At 62.5% G+C, this 11451-nt stretch carries 9 protein-coding genes; 3 read left to right on the top strand and 6 right to left on the bottom strand.

Annotated elements, in window-relative coordinates; translation table 11 throughout:
• From QZ409_RS03830 to QZ409_RS03820, 3 genes are all read right to left on the bottom strand, one after another.
• The coding region (locus QZ409_RS03830; RefSeq protein ID WP_296707256.1) for a CusA/CzcA family heavy metal efflux RND transporter at window positions 1-2742 on the bottom strand (2742 nt) is incomplete at its 3' end.
• Window positions 2739-4304: an efflux RND transporter periplasmic adaptor subunit gene (locus QZ409_RS03825; protein ID WP_296707255.1), complete on the bottom strand. Its 1566-nt coding sequence runs from the start codon at window positions 4302-4304 to the stop codon at window positions 2739-2741. The genes QZ409_RS03830 and QZ409_RS03825, both read right to left, overlap by 4 nt.
• 878 nt (window positions 4305-5182) lie before the next feature.
• Window positions 5183-7474: a heavy metal translocating P-type ATPase gene (locus QZ409_RS03820; protein WP_296707254.1), complete on the bottom strand. Its 2292-nt coding sequence runs from the start codon at window positions 7472-7474 to the stop codon at window positions 5183-5185.
• Between the two features lie 63 nt (window positions 7475-7537).
• On the opposite strand from QZ409_RS03820, the gene QZ409_RS03815 reads away from it, so the two are divergent.
• Window positions 7538-7963 carry a helix-turn-helix domain-containing protein gene (locus QZ409_RS03815; protein WP_296707253.1) on the top strand — a complete coding sequence of 142 codons (426 nt, stop codon included), beginning with the start codon at window positions 7538-7540 and terminating at the stop codon, window positions 7961-7963.
• Between the two features lie 18 nt (window positions 7964-7981).
• On the opposite strand, the gene QZ409_RS03810 is transcribed toward QZ409_RS03815, so the two are convergent.
• Both QZ409_RS03810 and QZ409_RS03805 read right to left on the bottom strand, forming a co-directional pair.
• On the bottom strand, window positions 7982-8368 hold the full coding sequence (locus QZ409_RS03810; protein WP_296707252.1) for a DUF302 domain-containing protein: 387 nt from the start codon (window positions 8366-8368) through the stop codon (window positions 7982-7984).
• A gap of 81 nt (window positions 8369-8449) precedes the next feature.
• Window positions 8450-8836 (bottom strand): cytochrome c, encoded by a 387-nt coding sequence (locus QZ409_RS03805; RefSeq protein ID WP_296707251.1) that lies wholly within the window; start codon window positions 8834-8836, stop codon window positions 8450-8452.
• 267 nt (window positions 8837-9103) lie between these two features.
• On the opposite strand from QZ409_RS03805, the gene QZ409_RS03800 reads away from it, so the two are divergent.
• Both QZ409_RS03800 and QZ409_RS03795 read left to right on the top strand, forming a co-directional pair.
• On the top strand, window positions 9104-9505 hold the full coding sequence (locus QZ409_RS03800; protein ID WP_296707250.1) for a helix-turn-helix domain-containing protein: 402 nt from the start codon (window positions 9104-9106) through the stop codon (window positions 9503-9505).
• A 208-nt stretch (window positions 9506-9713) separates the two neighbouring features.
• A complete protein-coding gene (locus QZ409_RS03795; protein ID WP_296707249.1) occupies window positions 9714-10526 on the top strand; it encodes a DUF1194 domain-containing protein in 813 nt (270 codons plus the stop codon).
• Window positions 10527-10814: 288 nt separating this feature from the next.
• On the opposite strand, the gene QZ409_RS03790 is transcribed toward QZ409_RS03795, so the two are convergent.
• Window positions 10815-11339, bottom strand: a complete 525-nt coding sequence (locus QZ409_RS03790; RefSeq protein WP_296707248.1) for an arsenate reductase ArsC — start codon at window positions 11337-11339, stop codon at window positions 10815-10817.
• Window positions 11340-11451 lie beyond the last annotated feature (112 nt).

The following is an 11451-nucleotide window of genomic DNA, read 5'->3' as shown; positions in this document are numbered from 1 at the left end:
CACCGACATGTTGAAGCCCAGATGCCACATCAGCCAGACGCCGCCCACCCAGGCGAAGGGCAGCGAGGCCATGACGATCAGGGTCTCGGTCAGCCGCCTGAAGTTGAGATAAAGCAGCAGAAAAATCACCAGCAGCGTCACAGGCACGACGATCCGCATCCGGGCTTCCGCCCGCTCCATATATTCAAACTGCCCGCTCCACGTTACGTAATAGCCGGCGGGGAATTTGATTTGATCCGTGACGGCCTGGCGCGCTTCGGCGACATAGCCGCCAATATCGCGGTCACGGACGTCGACGAAGACGTAAGCGGCGAGCTGGCCGTTCTCGGTGCGGATCGATGTCGGCCCGCGGACCAGTTCGACCTTGGCGACCTCGCCAAGCGGCGCAGACCCGCCGCCCGGCAGGGAAACCAGCACACCATCGGAGATCGCTTGGGGATCAGAGCGAAAATCGCGCGGATAACGGATATTGACTCCGTAACGCTCGCGTCCCTCGACCGTTGTGGTGACCGTCTCGCCGCCGAGCGCCGTGGAGATGACCTCCTGGACGTCGCCGATGGTCAGGGCATAACGCGCCAACGCCGCGCGATCCGGGACGACGTCGAGATAATAGCCGCCTATGATGCGCTCGGCATAGGCGCTCGACGTGCCTGGGACCCGCTTCAGCACCGTTTCAACCTGACGCGCGAGAGCTTCGATCTGGGTCAGATCGCGCCCGAAGATCTTGACGCCGACCGGCGTTCGTATGCCGGTCGCCAGCATGTCCAGGCGCGCCTTGATCGGCATGGTCCAGGCGTTGGAGACGCCGGGAAACTGCAACGCCGCGTCCATTTCGGCGACGAGCGCGTCAATCGTGACGCCCGGACGCCATTGTTCCTTCGGCTTGAGGCTGATCACTGTTTCGATCATTTCGGTGGGCGCCGGGTCCGTCGCGCTCGAAGCGCGTCCGGCCTTGCCATAGGCGGATTCAACTTCGGGAAAAGTCTTGATGATCTTGTCCTGCGTTTGCAAAAGCTCGGCGGCTTTTGTGACCGACAGTCCCGGCAAGGTCGTCGGCATATAAAGCAGCGTGCCCTCGTTCAGCGTCGGCATGAACTCGCTGCCGATTTGGCGCGCCGGCCAGACCGTCGCTGCGAGAGCCGCAAGCGCCAGCACGATCGTGACGACCTTGGCCCGCAAGACCAGGCGGATTACCGGCCGGTAGATCCAGATCAGGAACCGATTGATCGGATTCCTGCTCTCGGGGATGATTTTCCCGCGCACGAAGATGACCATCAGCGCGGGAACGAGGGTCACCGATAGCAGCGCCGCCGCCCCCATCGCGAAGGTCTTCGTGTAGGCGAGCGGACTGAACATCCGGCCTTCCTGCGCCTCCAGAGTGAAGATCGGCAGGAAGGAGACGGTGATCACCAGCAGGCTGAAGAAAAGCGCGGGCCCGACTTCAGTCGCCGCCTCGATTAGAATGTCGATGCGCCGCTTGCCCGGCGCGGCGCGTTCGAGGTGCTTGTGGGCGTTTTCGATCATGACGATCGCCGCGTCGACCATCGCGCCGATCGCAATGGCGATGCCGCCGAGGCTCATGATGTTGGAGCCGAGCCCCAACGCCTTCATGGCGCCGAAGGCCATCAGCACGCCGACTGGCAGCATGATGATAGCGACGAGGGCGCTCCTCACATGAAGCAGGAAAATGATGCAGACGAGCGCGACGATGACGCTTTCCTCGAATAGTGTCCCCTTCAACGTTTCGATCGCCGCATGGATGAGTTGCGATCGGTCGTAGACCGGAACGATCTCGACGCCCTTGGGCAGGCTCGGCGCCATTTGCGCCAGGGTCGCCTTGACATTGTCGATGACGGTGAGCGCGTTGGCGCCATAGCGCTGGAGGGCGATGCCACTCGCCACTTCGCCTTCGCCGTTCAATTCGGTGATGCCGCGCCGCTCGTCGGGGCCGATTTCGACGCGCGCCACATCCTTCAACAGCAAAGGCGTGCCGTTGTCGGCGCGAAGAACGATGGATTCGAGATCGTGCGCGCCGCGTAGATAGCCGCGGCCGCGAACGATAAACTCGAACTCCGACAGCTCGACGGTGCGGCCGCCGACATCCGTATTGCTGGCGCGGATCGCGTCCCGTAGTTTCGAGAGCGGAATGCCGAGCGCGCGCAGGCGGTTCGGATCCACGACGACATTATATTGTTTGACGAAGCCGCCGACGCTGGCAACTTCGGCGACGCCTTCCGCCTTGGCGAGGCCGTAGCGGATGGTCCAGTCCTGAATCGAGCGCAGTTCGGCGAGCGTCATTTCCTTGGCGACGACCGCATATTGATAGACCCAGCCGACGCCCGTCGCGTCCGGACCGAGCACCGGCGTCACGCCGGCAGGAAGCCGGCTGCTGGCGGCGCTGAGATATTCGAGGACGCGTGAGCGGGCCCAGTAGATGTCAACGCCGTCCTCGAAAATGATGTAGACGAAGGAGATGCCAAAAAAGGAAAAGCCGCGCACCACTTTCGAGCGCGGCACGGTCAACATGGCGCTGGTCAGCGGATAGGTCACCTGGTCCTCGACGACCTGCGGCGCCTGGCCCGGATACTCAGTATAAACGATCGCCTGGACGTCTGAGAGATCGGGAATGGCGTCGAGCGGCAAAGTGCGCAGCGCAAACCCGCCCGCTGCAATGATGAAGACCGTGCCGATCAGGATCAGAGTGAGATTGCGCGCGGACCACGCGATGAGGCGGGCGATCATTTCGATTCCTCCGGCTGGCCTGGTCGTTGGCCAAGCCCATTGAGAGCCGCCTTCAGATTGCTTTCCGCATCGATCAGGAAATTGGCGGCGGTAACCACCTTGTCGCCATCGGAGACGCCCTCGCGGATTTCGACGCGGCCTTCGCCACGCCGGCCGGTCTTGACTTCGCGCGGTTCAAACCGGCCTTCGCCCCGATCGAGAATCACGACCTGACGCGCGCCAGAATCAATGACGGCGCTTTCAGGAACGGTTGCGACCTTATCCGCGTCGCCGGCTGAAATTTCGGCCTCGACATACATATCGGGCCGCAGAACGAGATCTGGGTTTTGCAGCTCTACGCGGACCCGCGCGGTGCGCGTCTCGCGGTTGATCTGCGGATAAATCAGGCTGACCGTGCCGGTGAAAGACCGCTCGGGCAAGCCGCGCGCATGAATGGAAACGGCCTGTCCGGGTTTGATTCTGGCGTAGTCGCGCTCCGAAACATCGATGAGGGCCCATATGACCGAAATATCGGCGATCTTGAACAAAGGCTGGCCCGCATCGGCCTTCATGCCCTCGATCGCCATCCGTTCGAGCACGATTCCGTCGCGCGGCGCGGGCCAGGCGATGCTGAGCGGAATTTTGCGGGAGCGCTCGATTTCGGCGACGACATCGGCCGGAACGTCGAGCACCTCCAGGCGCGTGCGCGCGCCGTCGTAGCCTGGGTTGGAATGATATTGCGCGGCGGCGGCGGCAATTTCGGGCGAAAACAGGCGCACCAAAGTCTGGCCCTTCTTCACCGAGTCGCCAGTCGTGACATCCGCGACTTTCTCGATAAAGGCGGCTGAGCGCGTCGCCACGACCGCAACACGGCGTTCATCGAGCTGAATCGATCCGGGAACCCGAATTTTCGACACCACGATCTGGCTTTGGACCAGCTCGGAACGTACGCCGGTGCGCTGCACCTTGCCCAGAGCGATCTTGATCGTGGAGGCATCCTCGTCCTCGCCCACGTAGACGGGCCGGTAATCCATGCCCATGGCGTCCTTCTTCGGAACGGGCGAAATATCCGCCAGCCCCATCGGGTTACGGTAGTAGAGGATGCGCTTCCTGGCCGGTTCGGGCGGCGCCTTGGGCGTGGGCGCGGTCTCCGCGGTGGCGCCGATCGGCGGCAGCAATGCGGCGATGTCGGTTGGCCGCACGGGCAGGAAATCCATGCCCATCGAATCCTTCTTTGGCGACGTCGAAATTTCAGGCCCGCCCATTGGGTCGCGCCAGAACAAAGTCTCCTGCGTTGATGCGGATGGACTGGCAGGCAATTTGGACAAAAGCGGCAGGAGCGTCGAGCGGCGGACGGGCGCAAAATCCATCCCCATGCCGTCCTTTTTCGGCCCCCTGGAAAGATCCGGTCGACCCATGGCGTCGCGATAGAACACGACCGGATCCTCTTGCCGATCGGCGGCGGCAGCGCCCGCCAACCAAAGCTTGACAGCGGAAGGAAACAGGGGCTGGGCGAATGTCGCCGCCAAGGCGACGCCTCCCGCAAGGGCGCAAGCGCCCAGCAGACGAAGGAAGGGGGTCATGATTGTCGATCTCCAGCCGGCCAGCCGGCGTTCGCATGAAGTCGTGCGGCGTCGGCCGGCCAATTGGCGGCAGGCAGCCGGTGAAAGTCACGACATCAAGCGATGGGAGGTCGTAAATCCGGAGATAGGGGCAGAGTGGGAATGGTGGCGTCACTCAGTGGCGGCAGGAAAACACGAGTGAAAGTTCGCACGGAAGAAACAGCGTCGCATGGCGACAAAGTGGGCTGCACCGCGAAGCAAGCGCCTGTCGCGCAACACTTCGAGGCGGTTCCTGAATCATCGCCGCCGCCTTGAGGCTGGTGCATCATCATGTTGGCGCAATGATGTTGGGTTTTCGCCGCCACAGCCCCGCTTGTTCCCGAGGCCAGCAGGCCCACGAGAGCAAAAACGGAAAGCAAAACGCGAATCCAGCGAACCATCGACCCAACTTTCGAGCGGTCTGACGAAACTATCGTCCTTCACGCTCCAACCATCAATGATCTACATCACGATCAACTCGACGGTAAGCGTCAATTTTGTCAAAATGCCAATCGCTTTTCACGAGGATTGAAACGGAAGCGAAGCAAGCAAGCATGAGGACCATCGATCGCGGCATGATCGCCGGAGCCCTGGCTCCTCCAGCAATGGCCGGGTTATGCTCGAAGCCGACCGATCCTGATCGGGTCGGCGACTGTCTCTTCACGGAGCGGTCATCTGGAAAATTTTCGTGACCGTGCCATCATGACCATGACCCCCATGTATCGGCCGGCTGCGTTTCGCAACGGGTTTCGCGTGGAAGACGGAAGTCGCTTCTATGTGTCCGGCCTGTTGATCGGCTCGCGGGCCGGCACTTCAATCAGCGCATTAAAGGCGACGTTCCTCAGCGGTACAGGGCAGATTCACGGCTTGGGCGTGACACGGTCGCCGTCCCGACTCACGGAATAGCTAAAGCTGCGGGCTCTCGCGATACCGACGCGTTGCTGTGGCGGTGACAGCAGGCGCAAAGCGTTGATGGTCACCAGCACGGTCGCGCCGGTATCGGCAAGGATCGCGGGCCAAAGGCCGGTCAATCCGACGACGGTGGTGACCAGGAACACCGCCTTTAAGCCGAGCGCGATCGTGATGTTCTGGCGAATGTTACTCATGGTGCGCTTCGACAGATCGATCATTTCGGCGACGTCGCCCACGCGGCCATGCAGCGCCGCCGCACCGGCGGTTTCGAGCGCCACATCGGTTCCGCCGCCCATGGCGATGCCGACATCGGCCAAGGCGAGGGCGGGAGCGTCATTGATCCCGTCGCCGACCTTGGCGACCTTCAACCCCTGTCCCTGCATCTCGCGGATTATGTTCTGCTTGTCCACCGGCAACAGCTCGGCCCGCACTTCAATGCCGAGCTTTTGGCCGATCGCCGACGCCGTGCGTCGGTTGTCGCCGGTGAGCATCAGGATCCTGACGCCGGCGTCGGTCAGCGCGGTCAGGCCCGCGAGCGCGTCAGATCGCGGTTCGTCCCGCATGGCGATGACGCCGGCGAGCGCTCCGTCGATGATCAGAAGCGAGACCGTCTTGCCCGCATCGTGCAGGGCCACGATGCGGGCTTTCCGATCGGCCGAGAGCGGCGCGCGCTCCTCCGCGGCATGCAACGAGCCCAGAAACATAGCCTTGCCATTGACAGTCGCCGCGACGCCCTTGCCGCCAATCGCCATGGCGTCGGCAGCGTGGGGCGGAACGATGGCCTCCGCCGCCGCTTTGGCCAGAATCGCCGACGCCAGCGGATGGCTTGAGCCCACTTCCAGCGCGGCGGCGAACTTCAGCACGTCCGCTTCGGCAAAAGCGAAGCCGATGACATCGGTGACATTGGGCTTGCCGTCGGTCAGGGTTCCGGTCTTGTCGAAGGCCACGGCGGTGATCTTGCCCAGATTTTCCAGCACCGCGCCGCCCTTGAGCAGCAGGCCGCGCCGAGCGCCTGCCGACAGCGACGCGGCAATCGCCGCCGGCGTCGAGATGACCAGTGCGCAGGGGCAGCCGATCAGCAGAATGGCGAGGCCCTTGTAGACCCATGCGCCCCATGCGCCACCGAACAACAGAGGAGGAACAATCGCCACAAGCGCTGCGAACGCCACCACGCCAGGCGTGTAATAGCGCGAGAAATGGTCGATGAACCGCTCGGTCGGAGCCTTGGATTCCTGCGCCTCTTCGACCAGCTTCACCACGCGGGCGATGGTGTTGTCGGCGGCGCTGGCCGTGACGCGGACGCGCAAGGCGGCGCCGCCGTTGATGGTGCCCGCAAACACTTTGGCGTCGAGGCCCTTGCGCACGCTTATGCTTTCGCCGGTCACCGGCGCTTCGTCGATCGCGCTTTCGCCGGAGACAATCACCCCGTCCGCTGGAATCCGGTCGCCGGGGCGCACCAGAATGATCGCGCCGATAACCAGACTTTCGGCCGGAATCTCGCGCGTCCGACCGTCCTGTTCGAGCAGGGCGGTTTTAGGGACGAGTTTGGTCAGCGACCGGATGCTGGCGCGCGCCCTTCCGGCCGCGACGCCTTCCAGCATTTCGCCGACCAGAAACAAGAACACGACCGCAGCCGCTTCTTCGGCGGCGTTGATGAACACCGCTCCGACGGCGGCGATGGTCATCAGCGTCTCGATTGAAAAAGGCGTTCCAGCCCGCGCCGCCGTGAAGGCGCGTTGCGCAATCGGGAACAGGCCGACCAACATGGCCGCGACGAAGGCGCCGGTGGCGACGGGAGGCGCGAACTTGCCGATACAGTAGGCGACGACCAAGGCGCCGCCGCAACCGATCGTCAGCAGTCCCTTTTTGCTTCGCCACCAAGGGACGCTTGAAGAGCTGTGATCATCGTTGTGACGGCTTTCCAGAGCGCCATGGTCGTGCCCGGCATCGACGCGGTCGTGATTGTGATTGTGATCGTCGCCGCAACATGCGGCTTTCTCGGATGCAGTGGTGTTTCTGGCCAGGGGCGCTACGCCGTAGCCAAGGCCGGTTACTTGTTTTTCGATCGCGGCGAGGTCGCTGTTGGCGTCGTGATGGACGACCATCGTGCCTGCCGTCGCCGACACGGACACTTCGATCACGCCCGGCATCCGTCTCACGGCAGTGTCGATTTTGCGGGCGCAACTCGCGCAATCCATGCCTTCCACACGGTAACGGGTCTGCGTCGTGGTCTCCGTCATTGTCTAGTCCTTGATTTGTCGCCAACGAGGCTACATCCTCTAGCCACTAGAGGAGCAAGGGGAATGACAAGAAATATTCCGATAGGCGAAGCCGCCCGCCTTAGCGGCGTGAAAGCGCCGACCATCCGCTATTACGAACAAATCGGCTTGTTGCCTGCCCCGCCGCGCAGCGAGGGCAACCGCCGCCATTATGGCGACACCGACCTGCATCGCCTGGCCTTTATCCGCCACGCGCGCGAACTTGGGTTCGAGATCGACGCTATCCGGGCGCTTCTTACCTTGCATGACGATCCCAACCAGCCATGCGGGACCGCCGACGCCATCGCCAAGGCGAGATTGGCGGAGGTGGAGCAGCGCATTCGCAGCCTGCAAGCCCTCAAGGTCGAACTGGAAGCGATGGTGGAAGGGTGTAGCCATGGGCGCGTCGCCGGATGCCGAGTGATCGAGGTGCTGGCGGACCATGGTCAATGCACCCACCAGCGCCACTAGCCTACGCCGCTAAGCTGTCTATACTTGGGCTACAACCTTTTCGAGTTTGGCGCGCACGACCTCCGCGGCCCGCTTAAGGGCCGGATTGTCGATCGCCTGCATCGATGCGACCGGATCTATCGCAGCGACTTCCGTCTGCCCACCGCCCGCGTCGCGCACGACGACGTTGCATGGCAGCATCGTGCCGACTTTGTTCTCCAGCTGGAGCGCTTCGTGCGCCAAGGCCGGGTTGCAAGCGCCGAGGATGACATATTTGGGAAAATCGACCCCGATCTTCGCCCTCAATGTCTCCTGCACGTTGATTTCGGTCAGGACGCCGAAGCCTTCCGTTTTCAGGGCTTCCTTGGTCCGCGCGATCACCACATCGAACGCGACGGGCAGAACGCGATTGATGTAATAGGCCATGGAACAGTTCTCCGAAGGTCGAGTGTCGGCCCACAGTGCGGGCTCCCGGGCGATGGCAAGACAAAAGACTTGCCTGTTCCGCTATTTCGCGCTCTGCGGCAGCCGCGCCTGAACATAGGCGATGACCGCCCAAATATCGTCTTTCGATAATCCGTCCTTGAACGCTGGCATGGCGGTCCCAAACGGCGTTCCACCTTCGGCGACGGTCCAATACATGAAGGAGTCCCAATGGCCCATTGGCATTTCGGAGAGCCACGCAAGATTGCCAGGCCGCGGCGAGAGGTCGCGCCCCGCCGGTCCATCGCCAAAGCCCGTTGCGCCATGGCAGGTTGCGCAATTTTCCGTATAAACGCGGGCGCCGCGTTCGACGGTTTCGCGAGTTCTGGGGAGCGGATTGCTCATCGCATCGTAGGGCGCGGGGATCCCCGACATCATGGCCGCGTGGTGGCGCGGCATGCTGCCCCGCATTCCTGGCCCCATCATCCCTCCCGGCCCCATCATTCCCCCTGGCCCCATCGGCCAAGGCTGCGTGTCGCAGCAATGGCTCCATGGATTGCCGGGTTGGCCTTGAGGTTGTTGCGCCATGAGGGACGCCCCGCCGCCAATGAGCATCGTAATCGTAGCCGTAGCCGCTACAAGCTTAAGTCTGCGCATCGCTGGTCTCCCAACATTCCAGACAATTTCCGACTACCTGTGTTATGAACCCTATAGTAGCTATAGGGTCAAGGATAAGGCATGAACATCGGTGAGTTGGCCCGAACGGCGGCTACGAAAGTGGTAACGATCCGCTATTACGAGCACATCGGCCTATTGCCCCCGCCGCCCCGTACGGCGGGAAATTACCGTGAATACTCGGCGACCCACTTAACCCGCCTCATTTTCGCCCGCCGCGCCCGCGACCTGGGCTTTTCCACTGAGCAGATTCGGACGCTGCTCGATCTGGCCGACCAGAAAAGCCGTTCCTGCAAAGCAGTGGATGTGATTGCCCGCGAACATTTGGCGGACGTGAAGCGGAAGCTCGCCGACCTGACGGCGATGCAGCATGAGCTGGAGACAATCATCGGACAATGTCGCAATGACACGGTCGCTGACTGTCGCATCCTTGAGGCCCTCGCGCCGAAGGAAGGTCAGGCGTAAACCGAGATCGTCGAGCAGCGCAACGATTTGACTTGCTCCCTAGCCGCAGGAACGACGAACTTCGACCAGCTCGGCCTCGATCCAACTTGCGTCGGATCTGGCGCCGTAGTTTTTTGAGCTTGCAGGAAAGGGCGCGTCGGGCAGATATTGAACGCGCCGTCTATCCCGCTCGACCGGACAATGTCGCTTTGGCGCCATGGAGATTTGCTTGCCGCCGATTTTCCGCCTTCTGCTCGTCGGCTTGACTGTGATCGCGGCGGGCCATGCGGCGGCGCAGGTCTCGCGCGGCGATGCGCCAGTCGATATGGCGCTGATCGTCTCCGTCGATGTGTCAGGCTCGGTCGACCAAAACCGCTTCGCGCTTCAGATGGGCGGCATCGCCAAGGCGCTTTCAGACCCTGAAGTCATCGCGGCCATGCTGAGCGGGCCTCGCGCCAGCATAATGTTCGCCATGGTCGATTGGTCGGAACAAGCCGAGGCGGCCATTCCCTGGACGCGCATCGCTTCGCGCGAGGATGTTTTGGCTCTCGCGGCGCGCGTGCGGCGAACGCCGCGTCCCGAGGGCGAATTCACCTGCGTCGCACATATGATGCGCTTCGTTTCCGACTTGATTCTGCCGACGTTGCCCGTGAGGGCGCAACGCGTAGTGATGGACGTTTCCGGCGATGGCGTCGACAACTGCGACGGCGACGACGCGACCGCAAGAATGCGCGACGCGCTCACGGCGACCGGCATGACGATCAACGGTCTGCCCATTAACGCAGGCGACCCGGCGGAGCCCCTCGGAGGAGGGTCCTTCCGTGCGCCGGGCCGGCCTTTTCAACCGCGCACTTTCGAGCCCAAGATGTTGGAGCCCTGGTATCGCAAATATGTGATCGGCGGCCCCGACGCGTTTCTGCTTCCGGCCCATGGCTATGGCGACTTCGATCGCGCCATCAAGGAAAAATTCGCCCTTGAAATCAGCGCCCTGCCAGCGGTTCTAGCCCAATTCGCGCAGTTGCATGAGGCCGGACGGCCCTGATTTGGCGCCATCCGCTAATATGAGCAGATCAGGCGACCGCCGCGCGCCGCCTCGCCCGCGCTGCACATAGCCGTAAAATTTGTCAAAGCCCTTTCGCCTCGGCAGGCGGTCGGTCGGAACCGAGACGCCGACTTCCCAGGCCGCCGTTCCCTTGAGCGCGTCGAATGGCTTTGAACACCGATTCAAAGGGCCGGAGCTCTTTACTGTGGTGAAAGGAACTATGCCGCCGGCGCCAGCCACATTTTTTCGGCGGCGCCACTGTCTTTGCGCTTATGTCCGCGTTCGCGCTCACGCCTCGTGTTTTGCGCCATGAGACGCGCCTTCGGTCTCGCCGATCTCCCGCAATTTGGCGCTGAGCGCCAGTTTGTCGAGGCGGGCGATCGGAAGCGCGTTGAAGATTGTGATGCGATTGCGCAGATAGCGAAAAGCCAGCACGAAGGCGCGCTCTTTTTCGAGGTCGGTTCCCTCGACGGCGGCCGGGTCTTCGATGCCCCAATGCGCGGTCATCGGTTGGCCGGGCCAATGCGGACAGGCTTCGCCGGCGGCGCTGTCGCAAACCGTGAAGACGAAGTCGAGCTTGGGCGCGGTTTCGGTCGCAAACTCGTCCCAAGGCTTCGAACGCAACCCGTCGGTTGGAAGGCCGTAGCTTTGCAGAATTTTGATGGCGAGCGGATTGATAGCGCCTTTTGGGTGGCTGCCGGCGGAAAAGGCGTTGAAGCGATCGGCGCCTTCCTTACGCAGGATGCTTTCGGCCATGATCGAGCGCGCGGAATTGCCCGTGCACAGGAACAGGACGTTATATTTTTTTTCCATGGCGGCTTTCCTCCTCCGTAAGGTCGGCGTTGGTCCAGCGGGCAACGCGCCTGTGCGCGCGACTTTCGATCTTGCGCGCAAACAGTCTGCGACAAAAAGCAGCGGCCCGGCT

The sequence above is a fragment of the Rhodoblastus sp. genome (assembly GCF_019449565.1).
Lineage (GTDB): Bacteria > Pseudomonadota > Alphaproteobacteria > Rhizobiales > Beijerinckiaceae > Rhodoblastus.
This window is presented reverse-complemented; position numbering and strand designations above follow the sequence as displayed.